This is a genomic window from Helicobacter zhangjianzhongii (assembly GCF_030249855.1).
GTDB lineage: Bacteria > Campylobacterota > Campylobacteria > Campylobacterales > Helicobacteraceae > Helicobacter_B > Helicobacter_B zhangjianzhongii.
In genome coordinates this window covers 1-20843 of the sequence record NZ_JANURN010000005.1, presented here as the reverse complement: position 1 = coordinate 20843, position 20843 = coordinate 1, and the positions used below count along the sequence as shown (strand labels likewise).

19 protein-coding genes, 4 tRNA genes and 1 pseudogene are annotated in these 20843 nt (G+C 44.7%); 9 read left to right on the top strand and 15 right to left on the bottom strand.

What is annotated here, in order from left to right; translation table 11 throughout:
- Window positions 1-7: 7 nt before the first annotated feature.
- The 3 genes from NYG90_RS06050 to NYG90_RS06040 are packed head-to-tail and all read right to left on the bottom strand — an operon-like array spanning window position 8 to window position 2220.
- On the bottom strand, window positions 8-949 hold the full coding sequence (locus NYG90_RS06050) for a bifunctional riboflavin kinase/FAD synthetase (RefSeq protein ID WP_285257102.1): 942 nt from the start codon (window positions 947-949) through the stop codon (window positions 8-10).
- Window positions 906-1697: a TlyA family RNA methyltransferase gene (locus NYG90_RS06045; protein ID WP_285257101.1), complete on the bottom strand. Its 792-nt coding sequence runs from the start codon at window positions 1695-1697 to the stop codon at window positions 906-908. Before NYG90_RS06045 ends, NYG90_RS06050 begins: the two co-directional genes overlap by 44 nt.
- 7 nt (window positions 1698-1704) lie before the next feature.
- Complete coding sequence (locus tag NYG90_RS06040) at window positions 1705-2220, bottom strand: hypothetical protein (protein WP_147278812.1); 516 nt, start codon at window positions 2218-2220, stop codon at window positions 1705-1707.
- An 85-nt stretch (window positions 2221-2305) separates the two neighbouring features.
- On the opposite strand from NYG90_RS06040, the gene NYG90_RS06035 reads away from it, so the two are divergent.
- From NYG90_RS06035 to NYG90_RS06025, 3 genes are read left to right on the top strand one after another with little or no spacing between them, the layout of a single operon-like run.
- On the top strand, window positions 2306-3223 hold the full coding sequence (locus NYG90_RS06035) for an aspartate carbamoyltransferase catalytic subunit (protein ID WP_285257100.1): 918 nt from the start codon (window positions 2306-2308) through the stop codon (window positions 3221-3223).
- Window positions 3224-3239: 16 nt separating this feature from the next.
- On the top strand, window positions 3240-4532 hold the full coding sequence (locus NYG90_RS06030; RefSeq protein WP_285257215.1) for a homoserine dehydrogenase: 1293 nt from the start codon (window positions 3240-3242) through the stop codon (window positions 4530-4532).
- A 57-nt stretch (window positions 4533-4589) separates the two neighbouring features.
- Window positions 4590-5000: a YraN family protein gene (locus NYG90_RS06025; RefSeq protein WP_181814255.1), complete on the top strand. Its 411-nt coding sequence runs from the start codon at window positions 4590-4592 to the stop codon at window positions 4998-5000.
- Between the two features lie 145 nt (window positions 5001-5145).
- On the opposite strand, the gene NYG90_RS06020 is transcribed toward NYG90_RS06025, so the two are convergent.
- From NYG90_RS06020 to NYG90_RS06005, 4 genes are all read right to left on the bottom strand, one after another.
- Window positions 5146-5233: transfer RNA gene (locus NYG90_RS06020), tRNA-Ser, on the bottom strand.
- A 27-nt stretch (window positions 5234-5260) separates the two neighbouring features.
- Window positions 5261-5335: transfer RNA gene (locus NYG90_RS06015), tRNA-Cys, on the bottom strand.
- An 11-nt stretch (window positions 5336-5346) separates the two neighbouring features.
- Window positions 5347-5433: transfer RNA gene (locus NYG90_RS06010), tRNA-Leu, on the bottom strand.
- A gap of 45 nt (window positions 5434-5478) precedes the next feature.
- A tRNA-Gly gene (locus NYG90_RS06005) sits at window positions 5479-5553 on the bottom strand.
- 126 nt (window positions 5554-5679) lie between these two features.
- Here NYG90_RS06005 and NYG90_RS06000 point away from each other — a divergent pair.
- The 6 genes and pseudogenes from NYG90_RS06000 to NYG90_RS05975 all read left to right on the top strand — a co-directional run.
- Window positions 5680-6810 (top strand): annotated as a pseudogene (locus NYG90_RS06000) (succinyldiaminopimelate transaminase); the annotation flags it as partial.
- Between the two features lie 243 nt (window positions 6811-7053).
- A complete protein-coding gene (gene murC / locus NYG90_RS05995; protein ID WP_285257214.1) occupies window positions 7054-8427 on the top strand; it encodes a UDP-N-acetylmuramate--L-alanine ligase in 1374 nt (457 codons plus the stop codon).
- The gene (locus tag NYG90_RS05990; protein ID WP_115012029.1) at window positions 8427-8834 is read left to right on the top strand and encodes a hypothetical protein; all 408 of its coding nucleotides are present in this window, start codon (window positions 8427-8429) and stop codon (window positions 8832-8834) included. Before murC ends, NYG90_RS05990 begins: the two co-directional genes overlap by 1 nt.
- Before the next feature lie 5 nt (window positions 8835-8839).
- Window positions 8840-9274 (top strand): CoA-binding protein, encoded by a 435-nt coding sequence (locus tag NYG90_RS05985; RefSeq protein WP_285257099.1) that lies wholly within the window; start codon window positions 8840-8842, stop codon window positions 9272-9274.
- 88 nt (window positions 9275-9362) lie between these two features.
- Window positions 9363-10541, top strand: a complete 1179-nt coding sequence (locus tag NYG90_RS05980) for an outer membrane family protein (RefSeq protein ID WP_285257098.1) — start codon at window positions 9363-9365, stop codon at window positions 10539-10541.
- A complete protein-coding gene (locus NYG90_RS05975; RefSeq protein ID WP_285264839.1) occupies window positions 10522-10761 on the top strand; it encodes a hypothetical protein in 240 nt (79 codons plus the stop codon). The genes NYG90_RS05980 and NYG90_RS05975 overlap by 20 nt, the downstream gene beginning before the upstream one ends.
- A gap of 47 nt (window positions 10762-10808) precedes the next feature.
- Here the strand turns inward: NYG90_RS05975 and NYG90_RS05970 are convergent, their stop codons facing one another.
- The 8 genes from NYG90_RS05970 to NYG90_RS05935 form a co-directional block, all read right to left on the bottom strand.
- Window positions 10809-10988, bottom strand: coding sequence for a hypothetical protein (locus tag NYG90_RS05970; RefSeq protein ID WP_285264838.1), 180 nt, complete (start codon window positions 10986-10988; stop codon window positions 10809-10811).
- A 21-nt stretch (window positions 10989-11009) separates the two neighbouring features.
- Complete coding sequence (locus NYG90_RS05965) at window positions 11010-12437, bottom strand: peptidase U32 family protein (protein ID WP_285257097.1); 1428 nt, start codon at window positions 12435-12437, stop codon at window positions 11010-11012.
- A gap of 17 nt (window positions 12438-12454) precedes the next feature.
- Window positions 12455-13153, bottom strand: a complete 699-nt coding sequence (locus tag NYG90_RS05960) for a chemotaxis protein (protein ID WP_115012032.1) — start codon at window positions 13151-13153, stop codon at window positions 12455-12457.
- Between the two features lie 83 nt (window positions 13154-13236).
- The gene (gene serA / locus NYG90_RS05955; protein WP_285257096.1) at window positions 13237-14817 is read right to left on the bottom strand and encodes a phosphoglycerate dehydrogenase; all 1581 of its coding nucleotides are present in this window, start codon (window positions 14815-14817) and stop codon (window positions 13237-13239) included.
- 9 nt (window positions 14818-14826) lie between these two features.
- Window positions 14827-15294, bottom strand: coding sequence for a hypothetical protein (locus NYG90_RS05950; RefSeq protein ID WP_115012034.1), 468 nt, complete (start codon window positions 15292-15294; stop codon window positions 14827-14829).
- 11 nt (window positions 15295-15305) lie between these two features.
- The gene (locus NYG90_RS05945) at window positions 15306-16964 is read right to left on the bottom strand and encodes a 30S ribosomal protein S1 (protein ID WP_285257095.1); all 1659 of its coding nucleotides are present in this window, start codon (window positions 16962-16964) and stop codon (window positions 15306-15308) included.
- 85 nt (window positions 16965-17049) lie between these two features.
- Window positions 17050-19653 (bottom strand): ATP-dependent Clp protease ATP-binding subunit, encoded by a 2604-nt coding sequence (locus tag NYG90_RS05940; protein ID WP_285257094.1) that lies wholly within the window; start codon window positions 19651-19653, stop codon window positions 17050-17052.
- 588 nt (window positions 19654-20241) lie between these two features.
- On the bottom strand, window positions 20242-20843 hold a 602-nt coding region (locus NYG90_RS05935), incomplete at its 5' end, for a hypothetical protein (protein ID WP_285264837.1).

Sequence of the window (20843 nt, the reverse complement as noted above, 5' to 3'; positions counted from 1 at the left end):
TTGCTGTTTATAATCTTTGCTTCAAAATCTCCCGTGCCTGTTTAATATCACACTCTATTTGAGCCTTAAGCTCTTGGAGCGAGTCAAAGCGGCGGTTTTCGCGGATTTTTTTATACATCTGTATCGTTAGCTGCTCTGGCACCTGCGTAATCTCACTATCGATAATATGACTCTCTATCGCGTATGCCCCATCTGTGCTGACCCTATGCCCAAAAAAGCTTATCGCCATTTTCTCACACACACGCGCAGCATAGACACCATTTGCTGGAAGCACATAGCCTTGAGTGCGGATATTTATCGTGGGGAAAAGCTCCTTGCTTGCTATCCCCTGCCCGCGTATCACATCGCCTGTTATCGTATAGTGCCAGCCTAGCATTGCATTTGCCACAGCAATATCCCCGTGCTGCACAAAGCTTTTGATCACGCTTGCGTGCAGTGGGATCTCACCATAGCAGACTTTAGGGACAATGACTACTTGCACTGCCTGTCTCCATCTTCTTTGCCTAAGCCCGCACAAATGCCGTAAATCATCTGCCCCATAAAGCCTATCCTTGCCAAAACGAAAGTCATAGCCTACAATGATTGTCTCTAAACTTGGCAAGGATTCTAGCAGTGTAGCGACAAACTCTTCTCCACTCATCTGCGCCACACTCGCAAACTCCACGACATAAGCATTTGGCAAGCGATCTAGCCGATCTTGCAATGAAGTAAGGAAACCTTGATGTGGCGGATTTTGATCACTCTGTATATGTGGATTTTGCTCATTGTTTATGCCATTGTGATTGTCGCATTTGATGGCTTTGTCAATGATTAGCACAGCACCGCGATCGCCCAGCAAATCAAGCAATTTCTTATGCCCCAAATGCAGCCCATCAAATTTCCCAATCGCCAGACTTGTGATCTGCTTAGATGCTAGATTCTCTGCAAGCATAGATGAAAAACTCTGCATTTCCTTCCTTTCCTTTCACGCTAGATTCTGCCACTAAGCTCACAGCAAATCCACGCGCACAAATAGTAGCGATACACTCTTGCAATGCTCTTTGGACCGCTTCTTGATCTTGCACGACACCCCTTCTACTCCGCTTAATCCCTCTGCCCACTTCAAACTGCGGCTTAAAAAGCACGATCACCTCATCGCCTAATCCACATAAATCATCAACAATACACCCAATGCCAATAAAGCTCACATCACACACCACCACATCAAAACGCCTACCATATTTACGCGTAAAATCTCGTATATCACACTGCTCAAACACCTCTACGCGAGAATCTTGAGCGATTTTTGGGTGTAGCTGATTGCTCCCCACATCGACACAGCAAACACGCTGCACACCATAGCGCAGCAGCACTTGAGTAAAGCCACCCCTAGCAGCCCCCACATCAATAGCACTGCCCCACGCCTTAAAAATCCCCTGCCCTTTGCATTCTTCTAAAAATCCTTGCAGCTTCTTTCCGGCGCGAGAGACATACTCATCCCCACACACCGCGATCCTAGAATCCACTTTTTTATCACTTACCCCAGAATCCACTTCCCTAGAATCCACTTTTTTACCCATCTCCCCGAAATCCACCTGAAATGCCGCTTTCCGCACCACCTTGCCACTAATTATCACCCTACCTTCTTTAATCGCCTCTTGCGCCTTTTGCCTAGAATCAAACCTCCCTATATCAACCAAATACTGATCCAATCGCATAATGCCCCTAAAATGCTTGAAATGGTATGACTTTAAACCCATAATCAAGTATGCTTACTTGCTCATCTACCATAATGCGCAAAAGCATATTATCTGTATCAATGAGAGGTGATTTTACAAATGCCACTAGATAGCAATTTGACCATTTATTGATAGGGTGCAACACTGCATCATACTCATCTTTGCCAAGCAGGCGCATATATTGTGGATCTAGCCAAGTTTTGCCATCACGAGTGGCGATTTGTATATGCAACCGCTGTAAAATAATAGGCTCTTGGCTTGGAGCATAAATCTCTATGAAAAAATACTCCAAATTCTTATAATATGTCCGCTCGATGTCATTCAAATAAGTCGCGAATATAACAAGATCGATTTTATCATTGCGTATGGTTTGGAGTTTTCTTGTGGCTTGGATTTTTTTTTCTTCTAGCATTTGCGGGTGGTAGCCTTTTTCAAAATAATTTGTGCAAGACACAAGCACCAAAGCAGCTATCATCACTAGGCATATTCTCCAAATCCCCAAAATAATCCTTTAGATTTTTCTTGTGAAAAAAACGCTATGATTATATCCATTTTTACCAAACGCACCCCCAAACACAAGGAAGCCTATGCGCCACCTTATAGAGACAAGCGACCTATCTACCGATGAGATTGAACACATCTTACACAAAGCCACGCAATTTCTCCCTATGCTAGAATCCACAACTTTAGATTCTACTCATCGCCCCTCACAAAGCCTAGCCCACACCAATATCATTACCATATTTTTTGAGAACTCCACCCGCACGCTAAGCAGCTTTGAATGCGCGGTAAAAAACTTGGGCGGCTCTATCACTAGACTTGATGTCTCGCGCTCCTCCACTTCAAAAGGCGAGACAATCAGCGATACCGCCGCAAATCTCAACGCTATGAGCCCACACGCCATCATTATCCGCCATCAAAGCTCAGGCGCACCTGTGCATCTTACCAAATCTGTCTCCTGCCCCATCATCAATGGCGGCGATGGTGCGCACGCTCACCCTACGCAAGCCTTGCTTGATTTACTCACGCTAAAGCAATGCCTAGGACAAAATCTCGCGGGCAAAAAGGTAGGTATTATCGGTGATATTAAAACTTCGCGCGTAGCCAATAGTAATATCGAGCTACTCTGTCGCTATGGTGTAGATCTCACACTCATAGCCCCACCCCACTTTCTCCCACTACATAGCAAGCTGCCTTGTGTGCATAATATTGCAGAAGTCATTGACTCCCTTGATGCTATTATTTCTCTACGCACACAAACTGAAAGGCACAGCAAGCAAAACTACGGCTCTTTACGCGACTATGCCAATCAATTCTGCCTAACAAAGCAACTCATAGGCAACAGAGATATTGTCATTATGCATCCGGGTCCTGTGCATCACAATATCGACATCGAAGATGAGCTATTAAAAGATCCTCGCTGCAAGGTTTTGCAACAAGTGCGAAATGGCGTGGCAGTGCGTATGGCAGTGTTGGAATTTTTTATCCTAGAGACAAAGGCATAAGATGCAAAATCCACAGATGACAAAACAGCTCAAAGTGGGGATTATAGGCATTGGTGTGGTGGGCAGCAGTGTCGTATCTATCCTAGAACAAAACAAGCATATCATCACTGCACGCACAGGCGTAGAAATTGTCGTTACAAAAGGCGTGGTGCGCGATATGCACAAAGCCAGAAACTGCTCTATTGCCCTTACAACCAATATTGATGAAGTGCTGTATGATGATGAAATTGATGTGATAATAGAACTTATGGGGGGCAAAGACCTACCTTACTACATCGCCAAAACCGCCATATCACAAGGCAAAGCTTTTATCACTGCTAATAAAGCTATGCTTGCTTACCACCGCTATGAGCTAGCGAGTCTTGCACGCACACCGATAGGATTTGAAGCGAGCGTATGCGGGGGTATCCCCATTATCAATGCGCTAAAAGTGGGCTTAAGTGCTAATGAGATTTTAGCAATAAGGGGGATCTTAAATGGCACCAGCAACTATATCTTAACCAAAATGGCACAAGATGGCTGGGACTTTGCCCAAGCATTGAAAAAAGCGCAAGAGCTAGGCTATGCTGAAGCAGATCCAAGCCTTGATATAAATGGACTTGATGCAGCCCATAAACTCTCAATCCTTGCTAGCATTGCCTATGGGATTGATGTGCGTCCAGAAGATGTTCTCATAGAGGGGATAGAGCATATAGCGTGCGAGGATATTGAGTTTGCCAAGGAGTTTGGCTACTGCATAAAGCTCCTTGGCATTGCCAAAAAGCACGATAATGCCATAGAGCTACGCGTGCATCCCACAATGATCGATGAAGAAAAGCTCCTAGCAAAGGTTGATGGCGTGATGAATGCTGTGAGTGTCGTGGGGGATTGCGCTGGGGAGAGTGTGTATTATGGAGCTGGGGCTGGGGGATATGCCACTGCTAGCTCTGTCATAAGCGATCTTATCACGATCGCGCGAAGCCTAGGGAAGCAAGCCCATACCGAACCAATGCTAGGCTTTATAAATGAGCAAAAACACACAATAATCCCCAAGCAAGACATCACAAGCAAATACTATCTACGAATCCTAGCCGATGACAAACACGGCGTTTTAGAAAAAATCGCCGCAATCCTTAGCCACAATCAAATCTCCATTAGCACATTTTTGCAAAAGCCAAGCGCGCAGGATTCTAGTAGTGCGCAAACTTATGCCAAAATCCTGCTTGCCACACACACAACCTCTGAATTTGCCATACAAAATGCCATTGCAGGCTTGCAATCCTTAGAAGTCGTGCGCGAAAAACCCATCATCATACGCATAGAAGAATAGCACCCCCCAAAGCCAATGCCCACACACACCCCACGCAACCAAAGTCGATCTAAGGGAGTGGCGGGAGAAGAGAAAGCGTGCAAATGGCTAGAATCTAAAGGCTTTAAGATTCTAGCGCGTAATTATTGCACACAATTTGGCGAGATCGACATCATCGCCTTGCGTGATAATCTTTTGCACTTTATTGAAGTAAAGACTTTTGCAGCAGATTCACTCTCTCCGCGCTATGCTATCACGACTAAAAAGCTAGAAAAAATCTATGCCAGCATTGATGTGCTGCTTTTTACTTGTCGTGATCTCTGGCTAGCCACAGAATCCACTATCCCTAAATGCAAGCACGATACTTATGCAATTATACGCACCCTCCAAGCCCTGCATATTGATCCGCAAAATTGCCAATATTGTGTCGATGCGCTACTGATTTGGGGTGATAATATTGAATTACTAGAAAATATAAGTCTTGAGTAATCTCTACAAGAATCTCACAAAGTCTGTGGCTACTTGGCGACAAATAAAGCAATAAGGAAGTTGTGCAACAATGAACAATTAGCAACTAGAATCTACAATATCACTTCAATAATCATCGCTGTAATTTTTGTGGAAATAAAACAAGTGGCCGGGAGAGAGGGATTCGAACCCCCGGAGGTGTTACCCTCAACGGTTTTCAAGACCGCCGCTTTCAACCACTCAGCCATCTCCCGATATACATATGAAAGACTTATGAAATTTGGAGGCGACACCCAGATTCGAACTGGGGAATCAGAGCTTTGCAGGCTCCTGCCTTACCACTTGGCTATGTCGCCCTTATCCCAGGTGGTGCCCGGAGCCGGACTTGAACCGGCACGGACGCAATGTCCGAGGGATTTTAAGTCCCTTGTGTCTACCATTCCACCACCCGGGCGATATATCAAATGCAAAAAACTTTAAGAATATGGATATATAAAAGTGGAGCGGGAAACGGGGATCGAACCCGCGACCCCAACCTTGGCAAGGTTGTGCTCTACCACTGAGCTATTCCCGCGTTGTAAAGCCGTAATTCTAGCAATGCTTGAGAAAAAAATCAAGATATAAAACTATTTTTTAGTATTTTTTGCCTACAATACGCCATATACTAGCACCTACACAGCTAGACTCTCAAAGGAATTTTATGCATTTTGAACCTTACCCATTTGAACGACTACAAACACTCCTAGCTGACATCACCCCAAATGCTCCTATCCGCAAACTCACCATAGGCGAGCCACAGCTACCCACACCACTATCTATCATCACTGCTCTGCAAGATTATGCCAAGGAGCTACGCTACTATCCCCCATCAGCTGGGATGCCCTATCTCAAAGATGCTATGCTAGGCTTTATCAAATCTCGCTATGGCATTACACTTAGTCACGATCAAATTATCCCCACCTTTGGCACAAGAGAAGTGCTATTTAATCTCCCGCAATTCTATCTAGCACATATCAAAAGTCCTGTTATCGCCCACCCAAATCCTTTCTATCAAATCTATGAGGGTGCGGCGATTGCGAGCTCGGCTACAACAATCTATATGCCACTCACACAAGACAATAGCTTTAAACCGCACTTAAGCGATGAGCAATGCAAGCGTGTCAATCTTGTGATCCTAAACTCCCCCAATAATCCCACAGGCTCTACCCTAAGCCTAGAAGAGCTGGCAGAATGGGTGCAAAAAGCCCTTAAATACGACTTTTTACTTGTGTGCGATGAGTGTTATAGCGAGATTTATGAGCTACCAGATAGCCTAGAATCCACTTTTTTACATAGCAATGCTCCAGCGGGGATTTTGCAAGCAAGCCTTGCAGTTGGTAATGCAAACTTTAAAAACATCTTAGCACTCAATTCCATCTCTAAGCGCAGTAGCGCGCCGGGCTTGCGAAGCGGCTTTGTCGCTGGAGATAGAGAGATCCTCCAAGGCTATATGACTTATCGCACTTATGCCGGGCTAGCCCAGCCTATGCCACTAGCGCGTGCTAGTGCGGTAGCGTGGAGCGATGAGGAAAGCGCACTAGAAATACGCAAAATCTACAGCCAAAATCTAAAGCTCGCACGACAATTATTCCCACATATCCCCATAGAGCCATATAGCTTTTATATCTGGCTACCTGTGGGCGATGACCTAGCTTTCACACAAGAGCTCTACAAGCACACAGGCATTGCAGTGCTACCGGGGCGATTCCTAGGTCGAGACAATGCTGGGCAAGGCTTCGTGCGCATAGCTCTGGTGTATCCAACAGAGCAAATGCAAGAAATCCTAGAAGATTTAGCGAAGTTTTATTATGCGTCATCTAGGGATTCGGCTTGTGGGCTAAAATCCACCAACGAGCAGCCAACGCTAAAAACACCGACAGAAAGCGTGTTTGATAGCCAAGCCGCAGGCGGCAGGATTTTTAATGAAAAAGCGGGGTTGTGCAGCCTTTTGCGCGGAGATAAGACTGATGGTCTATCGCACAAGCAAAAGGCAAACTCCTCGCTTTTTCGCAAAAAGCCAACGCCAAAAACTAGAATCCACTTTATCGGCATTGGGGGTATTGGGATCTCTGGGCTTGCCAAATACCTCCGTGCGCAAGGTGCGATCATTAGCGGTAGCGACATCGCTCACTCTCCTACAACCCACTATCTCCGCTCTCTTGGCGTGCAAATCCATATCCCTCACGACAAAGACGCGATACAAGATCAAGATCTAGTAATCCACTCCGCCATAATCAAGCACGATAATCCAGAGATTATTCAAGCAAAAGCTAGCAATATCCCCGTCCTATCGCGCGAGCAAGCCTTGAAGCTCATTTTAGATTCTAAGCGTGTCTTTAGCGTGTGTGGGGCGCACGGCAAATCAAGCATTAGTGCTATGCTCAGCAGCATACTGCCGGATTTTGGCGCGATTATTGGGGCAGAGAGCAAGGAGTTTCACTCTAATGTCCGCGAAGCCCAAAGCGAGTGCATTATCTTTGAAGCTGATGAATCAGACAAAAGCTTCTTAAACTCCAACCCCTACCTAGCCATAATCCCAAACGCCGAGCCAGAGCATATGGAGACCTACAACCACAATATACAAGAGCTCCACACCGCATATACACAATTCTTAAGCAAAGCCTCTCTGCGCTGTATCAACGATAGCGATGAGTTTTTGCGTAGCACTCCGGTGCCCAGTCTGCACCTAAACCCAGCCAAAGACATCACAGATATTGACTACTTTTTAGAAGATTCTATGCCTTATACGCGATTTTTCTTGAGAAATGTAGGGGAGTTTGCTGTATGGGGGCTAGGCGAGCATACAGCTCAAAATGCAGCCCTAGCAATACTTGCTGCCCTAGAGTTTAAAAAAGCGGATTCTAGAGCTATGCAAGAGGCAAAGACACTAGATGATATTTGCTACTCTGCTAGTCATATCCAGCAAGTGCGCGAGAATCTCAAACATTTTGCCGGGATCAAAAAGCGTTTTGATATTCTCTGCACTTCTCCTCTTACAATCATCGATGACTACGCCCACCACCCCACAGAAATCAAAGTCACTATCCAAGCCTTGCGCATCTATGCCAAGCTACGAGGTATTACAAGCATTACAGCAATATGGCAGCCGCATAAGTATTCACGGCTTTTTGACAACCTAAGCGCATTTCAAGAATGCTTTAATGATCTTCTATCAATGGGCGGAAAACTTGTGATTTTGCCTGTGTGGCGTGCTGGAGAAGAGAAAAGAGAGCTAGATTTAGGGCAGCTTTTTGCACATTGCAACCCCCTGCTTGCCACGCGAACCCAGCGCAATGCCAACACTCTAGAAATATATCATAATGACACTTTGCTTGCCACACTCGCGCAAGGTATCGCCATAGGCTTTGGCGCAGGGGATATTACTTATCAATTGCGAGGTGCAAAGTGATGGGACCGCTCTCTGTGATTGGGATTTTTTGCCTACTTGGTGCGCTTGCTGCTGTGCTACTCTATCAATCAAGCCTTGCTATATCTAGAAAACTTCTGCTAGGCTCTGTGCTACTAGTGCTACTCATATCACTTGGTGGATACAACTATATACAATCAAAGCGCACAAGTATCACCACGCTTTTGGAAGAAGCGTTTGGCTCCGGAGAAACGCTTGATTGCGAAGGGTTTTTGGTGCATAAAAACGACTTTAATCTCATTAGCCAGACCTACACACTCATAGGCAAGAGAGACACGCCAACAAGCAATATCATCATATCGCTAGAAAAGTGTAAAATCACCACACCTTCAAAAGAAGATGCCGAATTGCTCAATGGACACACTATTGAAGAAATAGGTCGAGAATAGTAGCTATGCCACCACTCAATGACACACAAAAAGTCCAGATTCTAGTCCAGAGCAAGACAATCATCATCATTGGGCTTTCACCTGATCCCACAAAGCCTAGCCACAAAGTTGCAGCATATTTGCAAGCACAAGGCTACACAATTATCCCCATCTATCCAAAGGGTGGTGAGATCCTAGGGCAAAAAGCCTTTAGCACGCTGCAAGAGTGTATCCACGCCATATATGCGCAAGGCATACATATAGACATTATCAACATCTTTCGCAAAAGCCAAGCCCTACCCCAAATCGCACAAGACATCATCGATCTAGGGATCAAGCCACAATGTGTATGGGTGCAGCTAGGGCTACACAATGCGCAGGCAAAAGATATGCTCACACGCGCCGGGATTGCTTATGAAGAAAATAGCTGCATTAAGCTAGAGCACCAAAGACTCTGCTAATTTATACCACCACACACTAGAATCTAAAACTTGGCATTATTTTTGCTAGTAGTTGCATAAGACTTTTCAACCACTACAAGGAATGGCGATGAAGCTAAGGAAGCTAGTGTTTGTTTGCTTGAGTGTTGGGCTTCTGCAAGGCGCGGATATTAAGCTAAACGATGCTCCGGCAAACTCCTTTCAAGATGCCTTTGAACGCGGGCTGATTTATGGGCACGCGGGATTGCTTTTTCAGCAGTCCATTGACAAAGCCCCAACTTATGGCGACATCAATCTAAGCCTTGGCTATGAGTCTAGGCGATTTATGGGCTATAAATTTGGCGCAGAACTATGGCTAATCCCTAAGCTTTACGAAGGATCTCCTAATGACTTTAGAAAAAGCCAAACCTACTTTGAAATGTCGCAAATCTATGCAGACTACTATAATCAATACGAGCGATTTGGTGGGACGATAGGGAGATTCCGCGCTAATGAAGAGTGGATCACGCATTTTAACGAAGGCTTAGCTTTAAGCTACGATCAAATCCCCAATCTCTCTCTAGCATTTATGTGGTCTTTGAGAAACGCCTACATCACTCCACACTTCTCACAAAACTACAAGGTATTTGGCGAGTATCAAAGCGGTAAAGTCGGGAAATGGACAGGAGGGGCATTTTATCTACGCGCGACACTCTCTATCCCTCAAGCTCCAATCAAACTCACGCCCTATATCTATCTTGTGCCAGACTTCTTTGTAGCACCGGGGCTTAAAGGAGAGCTTGATCTCCCTATCACGCAAAAGGTTCTTTTTAAAGGTATGGTGCATTTGACCTCTTATGTAGAGCTAAACGACCAGCGTAAAGTCCTAAATAGTGGTGGTGGTGGGATCATCTGGGCAGAAGGCGGGGTTGATATGTCGTGGATACGCATAGGTGCTGGTATCATCAACACCCCAAAAGGTGGGGCAATCTACATCGATGGCTTTGGGCAAAACACGCCCTTTGAGCGAGCCGATGGGATATTTTACTACAATGCCACGACTCCTTATGTATTTGTCTCTTCGGATTTATGGAAGTATGTGAGTGTATATGGAGCATTTAGGACAAGTATCATAAATGCCCAAAGTGTCTTAAACTGGGAGGCAAGAATGGATATAACCCCTATCCAAAATGTGCGTATGGGGATTAGCGCACTTGGCGTAAGCAACCCCACGCAAGCTCCATCAAAATTTGGGCAAAATCTTGGGAGCTATATGATCTTCCGCGGCTATGTGGAGTATCATTTCTAGGCACTCTCTAAGTCTCTTGGGCTTAAGGCTAGAATCCACTTTTTGCAGTTTTTGTGTGTTGGCAGCGTTATGTGAAAAAGTGGATTCTAGGATTTTTCACAACACCGCTATACTCCCACAAACACTATGGATTGCCACGCCGATTTCATCGGCTCGCAATGACAAAAAAGGGTGTTATGTGAAAAAGTGGATTCTAGGATTGAAGTTAGTTTTAGAGTAAAACGATTCTAAGGATTGCGGTGGGGCTGTGGTAGCTTTGCGGATTTTCTAAAGAAACCTGCTTCGGCTTCGCCTTGCACCGCTTCGCTTGTTTTCTAAAGAAACATCGGCTTGCGCCGAGCGGTATCCCTTGTTTTCTAAAGAAACATCGCCTAGCGGCGAGCGTTTTACTTGTTTTCTAAAGAAACTTCGCAACACTGCCGCATCGCTCGCCCAACACTGCCGCATCGCTTGCCCAAGACTGAATCGCTAATCGATAGCAACCCCTGCGACCCTCTCGCGCAAGAAGCTAAATGGCGGCAAAGGCAAAGGGAGCTTAAAGGCATTGGTATTGCCACTATGGATAGAATCTAGCTCTTTATTATCCTGCAAGCAGATTTTATCAAAACGCATATACCACACGCCATTTTCTGTAAAAATCTCACCTAGCTCACTTTTGCCACACGCCACTTTACACCCAAAAGGTGCGACAATCTCCTTTGCCTCACCTACTCTTATGGTGTGCTTACACACCGCCCATTGCCCACTTTCATCAACTTCAGCATTGACTTGGTAGCTACCTTCACTTATGGCAGTTTGGTGATTTTGGGTATTTGTCTTTTCATAAGGGCGATGGATAATATAGCCATCAGTAAAGCCGCGATTTTTCAGCGTTTGCAGCTCATTTGCAGCAAAGCTAGAATCCACTTTTACATCGCTACTATAATACCCATCAATACCCGCACGATACGCCCTAGCAGTAATCCCAGCATAGTAATTTGACTTTGTCCTGCCCTCAATCTTTAGCGCATCAATCGCCCCAGAATCCAAAATCTCCTTAATATGCCCGCTAAGATTCAAATCTTTAGAGTTAAAAATATGCGTCCCTAAGCCATCTTCCTCTTCTAGCCTCATCATCACGCCATTATCGGGATTTTTGACATACAATTCTTTGCCATTAAACTTCACAAGCTCGTCATTCTCCACATTTCGCACAAAATATTCATAATCAAATCGGCAGTCATTCGCACAGCTTCCGCGGTTTGGCACGCGCCCACTTTGCAACGCAGAGATAAGACATCGCCCAGAAAAGGCAAAGCACATACTCCCATGCACAAAAATTTCAATCTCCAAATCCGGCAAATGCTTTTTAATCTCCATTGCATCTTTTAGGCTAATCTCTCTTGCAGCGACAATGCGTTTAACGCCCATTTCATAAAAAACTTCGGCATCAAGCACATTTAAGACATTAGCTTGAGTGGATAGGTGGATAGGGATTTGTGGGGCAATCCTTTTACTCAAACGCACAACTCCCGGAGCTGCCATAATAAACGCATCAGGGGATAAATCAGCCATTTTGGCGATGTGAGATTCTAGGAGCTTGAGTTGGGAGTTAAAAGGAAAGCCATTGATGGCAACAAACACCTTTTTGCCTAGTCTATGGGCGTATTCCACGCCTTTAGCAAAATCTTCATAGCTAAATTCCTTGCCTGCTCTTGTGCGTAGGGAGAAGTGGCTCACCCCTCCATACACCGCATCCGCACCATACGCAAGGGCGATTTTTAGCTTATGCAAATTCCCCGCAGGAGAGAGAAGCTGCACCTTTTTAGATTCTACTTTAGATTCTATGGGCTTAGAGGCACTAGAATCTAGCGCGTGATTTGCTGGACTTGGTGGATACATTGTTGTGTCAGTCATCGCTAAGGCTTGTAGGTCTATTTCTTTTGCCCAAATGATGCGATTAGATTCTCAATATCTTGCGCATCGGCGATATTGGGATTATCATCGCCTGTGATATACACTGCTGAAGCGACTCTTTTAGTATCATCAATCTTGCTCTCAAAGAGTGAGTTCATATACTGCGCTAAAGCACGCATCACATTGATCACACGCTCAATGCGCTGGCGGTTGATGTCTTGAAACTGCATAATATCCATAGCCTGCAAAATCGCATCAGAGCAGTTGTTTGCACTTTCGCTGACTAAAGCTACTTCATCAAGTATAGATCGAGTGGATTCTAACGCACTCTTAAAGCTCTCCACATTAGGAAAATGCTCCACAAGCTTACTAAAGAGCTCTTCTTGGGCTGTGAGATAGGACTTAATCTTCTTAGAGGATTTGATAATTTCTTCCGCATTTGAGCTAATAATATCAAGCTGGTCAAATACCTCCCCAGCTTTTACCTCTGTATCACGCGTAACATCATCAAGCTGATGGACAACCTTGTGATCTTTGTCTGGCGGTGGAGGGGGCCAATGCTTTGAGGCATGGACACGGAAGTTATTAGGATCAAAGCCTTCATTTGCGACAACATCTTCACTTGTAGCCTGCTCTTGAGTGGATTCTACCCCATCAATACCCTGCAAGCCAGAATCCCCTTCATTCATCAATGCATCTAGCTCTTCTTGCGTCATCACACACCCTTACGCCAATCAAAATAAGATCGATTATACACCACAAAAGTTTAATATTATATGAGCTTAACCCCATTGCGCCCCTAGATAACTACCATATGCAAGGAAATGCAAGCATCTATTTGCGATAGCTCTTGTAGCACTGCGTTAGAGACTGCATTATCCACCAAAATCACCGCAAGTGCTTCATTTTTGGCATTGCGCGCAAGCCTAAAATCCGCGATATTGATTTGGTGCTTGCCTAGGATTTGACCAACACTCCCTATAACACCCGGGACATCAGTATTTTTAAACAAAATCATTCGCCCCTTTGGCTCAATCAATGCTTCAAACTCATTGATCGCACTTAAGCGGATAATATTGTCATCAAACACTGTTCCAGATACACTTAGGCTACCATTGTTTGTATAAGCAGTTAAAGTAATGAGATTTTTATAAGAAGTAGAACTCTCGCTTGCTTTTTTCTTAATCTCTATACCACGCTCTTTGGCAAGAAATGGCGCATTGACATAATTGATCTTATCGCCAAGAGAAGGCTTCAATGCGCCGACTATCGCATAAATTTCAAGAGAATCAATATATTGACTAATCTCACCTTGAGTTGCAATCTCAAGTGAAGTTAGCACGCTTTTATCAAGCTGCGAGCAAAGGAAGCCTAGCTTTTGCGCAAGCTCGGTGTAATGCCCCACAAAATCAGGGAGCTGCGTGGCATTTGATGGAAGATTGAGCGCATTTGGATAGGCGATACCACGAGCTGCCTCCATCGCGGCTTGTGCTGCTTGCTTGGCGATTTCTTCTTGGGATTCTAGTGTGTTTGCACCAATATGCGGAGTAACATAGACATTTGGCAAATCCAAAAGCTTGCAGCTAGTCCCTGGCTCTTTGTCAAAAACATCAATCCCAGCCCAGCGCACCTTGCCACTTTGCAGGCTTTGGTATAAATCCTCTTCATTATATAGCCCACCACGAGCGCAGTTGATCAAAATCACACCATCTTTCATCTTAGCAATTTCTTTGGCGGTGATCATATTTTTTGTTTCAGTATTTTTAGGAGTGTGGATCGTGATAATATCGCACGATAAAATCTCATCAAAATCCTTTACATACGATACGCCAGCATTGATTGCCTTAGATGGCAAGATATATGGATCGTATGTCAAAACTTCTGCCTCAAAAGCTTTGCAGCGGATACCAACCCTAGAGCCGATATTTCCAAAGCCAATCACTCCTACTCTCTTGCCTTTAAGCTCTGTGCCATACCAGTCCTCTCTTTTCCATTTGCGCTCATCTTTGAGCTGGGCATTAGCCCCCGGAAAATTCCGTATCGCGCTCAAAATATGCGTCATCGTAAGTTCTACTGCAGCAATGGTATTTGCTGTTGGGACATTCATCACCACAATCCCTTGCTTAGAACAAGCATCAATATCGACATTATCCACACCCACGCCAGCACGCACGATCGCCTTAAGAGCAGGGACATTGGCAAGAAACTTATCCCCAATCGCCGTGGAGCTACGAGTGATTGCCACATCAACCTCTTGCAATGACTGCAGTAATTCATCTTTAGGCAAGCTAGCTAGATTGAGTAAAGTTATGTCGCTTTGGGAAGCAAGCATATCTAAACCTTTTTGGTGGATATGATCACATACGGCTATTTTATACATTGCATCTCCTTACTGATAGGTGTATGGAACTTCATAATACTGCAACTCCTTTATAAGCTGCTGTGCCTTGATATATTCCTTTGGAATATATACAACCAAATCTATAGAGTTCGTATTTTTGCTATAAGCAAACTCTATATTCCTTTGCTTAAACAACTCATTTAAACAAAAAAATAAATACTGATCCACAGCAGAAATAAAAATCTTTTGCGGTATAGCTTTAATCTCTGGATCCACAAAATCCACGAAAATCTCAAACTCCTGCGCTGGATATGAATAGGCTTTGTTGAAATGTTTAAGGTTATCAAGCCAATTGTCTTTTGTGGGATTTGGCATTGTAGCGACGGGGGCTTCTGTGGCAAACTCAAACCCAATATGTGTAGCTTTTACTTTTGATTCATAGTAGAAAAGCCATCCAATACTCCCCCCTATAAGCACACAAGCAAACAAGACAAGTATAATAGCCTTTGTTTTCATATAGCCCCAATTTATGAGTGCTGAATTTTATTTTTTAGCTTATCTCCAAGCGTCATTTTATCGGTATTGTTGATAGCGCGAATTTCTTCTTTTTGCTTTTGTCGCTCTAGTCGCTTTACAGATACGCGCACGCGGTTATTTTGCTTATCAATGGAAGCGACCACACCCTCAATCTCACTCCCAACTTCTATCGCTTCTTTTTCTAGTGGATACAAGTCTTCATTGCGTATAAGAGCATCCATACCATCAATTTCTACAAACACGCCGAAATCCTTGATGTCTATCACCTTGCCTTTGACAATATCATCGACTTTATATGTCTTGCTAAACACTTCTGCTGGGGACTCTTTTAAAGCCTTTCTGCTAAGGGAGATTCTTTGGTTTGTGCCATCTATCTTGACAATCCTTACTTCAACTTCTTCTCCAACCTTGAACGCATCTTTACATTTATTGCCCTTCTCCCAAAACGCATCTTCATTGTGCAGTAGTCCATCTACTTGCCCCAAATTGATAAACGCCCCAAAATCTGTCAAAGTAGCAACCTTGCCTTTCACTACATCATTAAGTTTATATGCTTTCATAAAGCTATCAAAAGGCTTTTCTAAAAGATTTTTCAACGATACGCGTAGTCTGCGACTAGTTGGATCAATTTCTATCACTTCCACATCAATCTCATCACCTACTTTCAACACATCGCTTGGGTGTTTAATATCCTTATCCCAAGAAATTTCAGAAATATGCAAGAAGCCCTCCACATCATTGCCAATATCCACAAAAGCCCCATACGCCTCAATATTGCTTACAACCACCTTGATCGTATAGCCCTTTTGCAGCTCTTTTTGCACCTCCTGCCAAGGATCTTGCGTAACAGCCTTGATAGAGAATGACAATCGCTTTTTCTCTTCATCATAGCCCACAACTTTAAGCGATACGACATCACCCTCTTTGTAGAGTTTAGCGGTATTCACAGGACCCTTATGGCTAATCTCTGTGTAATGCACAAGCCCCTTGATACCATCAACTTCCACAAACATTCCAAAGCTTGTGATACTCTTTACAACCCCTTCAAACACCCTGCCATCTTCTTCTAAGAGTTTTTTAACTCCCTCTGCCTGTCTCACATCATCAATCTCAAAAAATCTCTTGCGAGAAACGATGATCGATCGCTCATCTGGACGCACATCGATAATGCACGCTTTCACCCTTTGTCCAATATTCTTCGCAGAATCCTTGAGTGCAGCCGCTGCACGAGGCATAAAGTAATCCACACCATCAGCTTCTAGCACATAGCCGCCCTTGTTCTTGCGGATAATTTTTCCCTCAACAACCTTGTCTTTAAAATCACTGCCAAGCTCTTTGATCTTTTGCTCCACATTGGCAAGCTTGATAGCCTTTTTATGTGAAACACTAGGTCGCTCACCTCTCCCAGCAGAGACAAACACCACAATCTCATCGCCCACATTAAAGGGGATCTTGCCATCTTTATCTGCAACTTCTGCCAGCCCCAAAAACCCTTCTAGCTTCTCACCCACATCAACAAGCAAGCCGTTATCTTGGATAGCGATCACCTTGCCTGTCTTCACCTGTCCTAGCTCTTCTTGTCGCTCTCGCTCCGCAAGCATTCTTGCAAATTCGCCATTATCCTCTGTATCATCCAAAACTTTCAACATTCTATCGCCTTTATGAAAAATGTCGCGATTCTAGCGGATTTTTGCTTTTAGTAAGCTTTATTAGCGGGATAGATTCTTAAAGCTTTTACCCTTTATTCTGCACGACTTCCACAGACAGCGCAGAATCCTTTACATCAAACACCACCCTATCGCCCTCTTGCACCTTTGCTTCTAAAATCAGCTCCGCTAGCCTGTCTTCTACCTCTTCATACATCGCCCTTTTTAGCGGTCGTGCGCCAAAGACAGGGTCAAAGCCCACTTCCGCGATAAAGGCTTTGGCAGCTTGTGTCAGCTCAATACCAATCCCTCTATCACCAAGCTTTGTAGCGATATTAGCAAGTAGATTCTCAACAATTTTTGTGATATTCTCAAGTGAGAGCGGATTGAATATTACAATATCATCAAGCCGATTGATAAACTCCGGCTTGAAGTAAGCCTTCAGCTCATCTCGCACCGCTGCTTCGCGCTCTTTTGTATCAGCTATATCCATAATCTTTTGGCTGCCAATATTGCTTGTCAAAATGATAATGGTATTTTTGCAGTCAATCGTTACGCCCTTGTTATCCGTGATCCGCCCATCATCAAGCACTTGTAAAAGCAGATTAAACACATCTGGGTGCGCTTTCTCAATCTCATCAAACAGCACCACGCTATAAGGCTTCCTGCGCAGAGCTTCTGTGAGCTGCCCGCCCTCTTCATAGCCCACATAGCCCGGAGCCGCGCCCACTAGCCGACTCACCTCGTGCTTTTGCATATACTCGCTCATATCAAAGCGGATAAGGTTTTTCTCACTATCAAACAAAAAGCGCGCCAACGCTTTAGCAGATTCTGTCTTGCCCACGCCCGTGGGTCCTAGGAACAAAAAGCTGCCAATGGGGCGATTGCTATCACTTAGCCCCGCTTTATTGCGCTTTATCGCGCGCGCTATGGCTTTTAACGCTTCATCTTGCCCCACCACACTTTGGGCTAGCTCTTGCTCTATGCCTAGAATCCTATCTTTCTCACTTTGAAGCATTTTGCGCACAGGGATTTGTGTCCAGCGGCTCACGATCTCTGCGATACTCTCTTGTGTTACAGCATTCTTTAGCAATGTCCCGCCTTCTTGCATACTCGCCCATTTTTGCTCTAATGCCTGCAAGGCTTCTTTCTCCGCTGGCAAAAGCCCGTATTCGATCTCTGCTGCCCTTTGCAAGTTCCCCTCTCGCTTGGCGATCTCACCCTCGCTTCGCAACGCATCGATTTTATCCTTGCTTTGGGCGATTTCTTGGAAGACTTGCTTTTCATTCTCAAAGCGCGCTTCAAGCCGGCGTTGCTCCTCTTTGGCATTGCCTAGCTCTTGCTCTATCTCTGCAAGCCTATCGGCATTCGCGCCCTTTTTGGCACCCTTTTCCGCGCTATTTGCCTCCATTTTGATCGCTTCTTGCTCGATGGTGAGATTCTCAATTATCCGCTTGATAGAAGCAAGTGCGTTTGGCTGGGATTCTATCTGCATTTTTAGCTCCGCGGCGGCTTCATCGATGAGATCAATCGCCTTATCAGGCAAAAATCGATCTGTGATATAGCGAGCTGAAAGCTTCGCCGCTGCCACTAGCGCAGAGTCTGTAATGCTCACTTTATGGTGAGCTTCAAGCCGCTCTTTTATCCCGCGCAAAATATGCAGCGACTCACTCACGCTTGGCTCATCAAGCGCGATAGGCTGAAATCTACGCGTAAGCGCGGCATCTTTTTCAAAATATTTGCGATATTCCTTAAGCGTAGTTGCGCCAATGGTATGTAGCTCACCTCGCGCTAGGGCTGGCTTTAAGATATTTGCCGCATCCATACTGCCTTCAGCTGCCCCAGCCCCCACGATCGTGTGGATCTCATCGATAAACAAAATCACATTCCCAGCCTTTTTGACTTCATCGACCACTGCCTTTAGCCGCTCCTCAAACTCCCCGCGATACTTCGCCCCCGCCACAAGCGCGCTCATATCAAGCGCGATGACGCGTTTGTGCTGCAAGCTTAGGGGGACTTCTTTACGCACGATCCTTTGGGCTAGCCCCTCTACCACGGCTGTTTTGCCCACACCCGGCTCGCCTAGCAAGATGGGATTATTTTTGCTCTTGCGGATAAGGATTTGCATCATTCGCATAATTTCTTCATCTCTGCCGATGACTGGATCAAGGCTGTTTTCCAACGCCTTTGCCGTTAGATCGATCCCAAATTTCGCCAAAGATTGCAAGGTGCTATCATCATTTTGATTGCTGATTTTCGCTCCTTTACGCATAGATTCTAGGGTTTTTATCAGCTCGTGCATATCGATATGCTTGCCTAGAATCTTTACAAACATCTCGCTTTTGCTATTTGCGATGATAATGCTATCAAGAGCGATATAGCTATCGCCATTTTGCGTGGCGTGTCCTTGTGCGTTGTGCAGGGCGGTAGCAAGCTCTTGGGATAATCGCAAGCTATCTTTGTTTATGTGGGAAGTTTTGGGGAGATTTTCTACCACACTTTTTGCCTCTAGGGTGATAGCGGCTTTATCGGCGTTCATCATCGTTAGGGCTTGGTTTAGGATACTTTGGGTATCAGTAAGCATTGCCCAAAGCAAGTGGGCTGAAGTGATTTCTTGATTATTGGCGTGTAATGCCAAAGATGCCGCAGAATCTAGGGCTTCTCTGCTTTGATTGGTTAATTTCTCAAACATTTCTTACTCCTTGAAATAGCACTTATATAATCCAAAGCAATGTAATATCGCTAAGTTTTATACACTAGGCATTATATAAATTTAGTCATTTACTATCAAGTTTATTTATATATAAACACATAGATTTTCTAGATTCTAGCAGACCAGATTCTAGAGTAGTGGATCCTATCCACAAGCACACGCTTATCCAGCGACTACTTCCCCTAGCAAACAAGGATTCTAGGAGTTGTGTTTGTGTTTTTTGTGGATTGCTAAAGAATTGCGCTTTATTTTTTATGGATTGCCACGAAAATCCTTGCGGATTTTCTCGCAATGACGAAAAAAGGCTGAAAATTAAAAAACCTGAAAAACTAAAGAGAGTCGCGGGCGGTAGGATTACAAAAAGTGGATTCTAGGGCTAAACGCCAAAAATGTAAAAAGTGGATTCTAGGATTGAAGTTAGTTTGAGGGCAAAACGATTCTAAGAATTGCGGTGTTGCTAGTGGGGCTTTTTAAGGATTTTAGGGGGGAGCTAGACTAGAGGTCTGCGGTTCCCCTAAAATCCTTAAAAAGCCCCACTATGGATACCCAAAGCTGAATCGCTATGGGCTAAAAAAAGTAATGCCAGCGCATAGAGGCATTATGCGTAATGCCTAGCAATCCCCCTACTGCCACATACCCAGCAGAGAAGTTCCCAGCTTTGTCTGTGTGGTAGTTCACCATAAAGGTGCCTTGGTAGAAAAATGGAGCTAAATGCACTGCTGCTGCTCTGCCTGTGGTCTCCTCTATGGTATAAGCCTTGCCATTCAGCGTAGGGGTAATGCCTACATCTGCATTCATTAGATACCTAAAGCCCCCACCTAGTGTGGTAGAAATCCTCTTGCCATACTCTTGGTAGTAGTTTAAGTTGGCTTGGGCATAGGTAACTGCATAGCCTTGGCTTAGTCCGCCATAGCGTAGCTCACCAGAGCGATTTGTCCTCATCTCAAAGTCTCCTAGATAGCCGCCCTCTACTCCTACTCCAATTGATGGGAAGAGGATAGACTTAGCCCCATACATATACACAGATGAGCCTAGTCTCAATGATGAGCCAAAGTTGATATTCCCTACATTGGCACTAAATCGCATACCATTCATATCTTGTCCTACAGATATATCACTATAGCCACCATTGACATCAGCCATATAGTAGAATCCTGCTAGCTTCGTCT

What these genes read in the sequence shown, in the direction of transcription:
- NYG90_RS06050 (WP_285257102.1), bottom strand. Translation starts at nt 949, where the DNA reads ATGCAGAGTTTTTCATCTATGCTTGCAGAGAATCTAGCATCTAAGCAG.
- NYG90_RS06045 (WP_285257101.1), bottom strand. Translation starts at nt 1,697, where the DNA reads ATGCGATTGGATCAGTATTTGGTTGATATAGGGAGGTTTGATTCTAGG.
- NYG90_RS06035 (WP_285257100.1), top strand. Translation starts at nt 2,306, where the DNA reads ATGCGCCACCTTATAGAGACAAGCGACCTATCTACCGATGAGATTGAA.
- NYG90_RS06030 (WP_285257215.1), top strand. Translation starts at nt 3,240, where the DNA reads ATGACAAAACAGCTCAAAGTGGGGATTATAGGCATTGGTGTGGTGGGC.
- NYG90_RS05990 (WP_115012029.1), top strand. Translation starts at nt 8,427, where the DNA reads ATGGGACCGCTCTCTGTGATTGGGATTTTTTGCCTACTTGGTGCGCTT.
- NYG90_RS05985 (WP_285257099.1), top strand. Translation starts at nt 8,840, where the DNA reads ATGCCACCACTCAATGACACACAAAAAGTCCAGATTCTAGTCCAGAGC.
- NYG90_RS05980 (WP_285257098.1), top strand. Translation starts at nt 9,363, where the DNA reads ATGAAGCTAAGGAAGCTAGTGTTTGTTTGCTTGAGTGTTGGGCTTCTG.
- NYG90_RS05975 (WP_285264839.1), top strand. Translation starts at nt 10,522, where the DNA reads ATGTGGAGTATCATTTCTAGGCACTCTCTAAGTCTCTTGGGCTTAAGG.
- NYG90_RS05970 (WP_285264838.1), bottom strand. Translation starts at nt 10,988, where the DNA reads ATGCGGCAGTGTTGGGCGAGCGATGCGGCAGTGTTGCGAAGTTTCTTT.
- NYG90_RS05965 (WP_285257097.1), bottom strand. Translation starts at nt 12,437, where the DNA reads ATGACTGACACAACAATGTATCCACCAAGTCCAGCAAATCACGCGCTA.
- NYG90_RS05960 (WP_115012032.1), bottom strand. Translation starts at nt 13,153, where the DNA reads ATGACGCAAGAAGAGCTAGATGCATTGATGAATGAAGGGGATTCTGGC.
- serA (WP_285257096.1), bottom strand. Translation starts at nt 14,817, where the DNA reads ATGTATAAAATAGCCGTATGTGATCATATCCACCAAAAAGGTTTAGAT.
- NYG90_RS05950 (WP_115012034.1), bottom strand. Translation starts at nt 15,294, where the DNA reads ATGAAAACAAAGGCTATTATACTTGTCTTGTTTGCTTGTGTGCTTATA.
- NYG90_RS05945 (WP_285257095.1), bottom strand. Translation starts at nt 16,964, where the DNA reads ATGTTGAAAGTTTTGGATGATACAGAGGATAATGGCGAATTTGCAAGA.
- NYG90_RS05940 (WP_285257094.1), bottom strand. Translation starts at nt 19,653, where the DNA reads ATGTTTGAGAAATTAACCAATCAAAGCAGAGAAGCCCTAGATTCTGCG.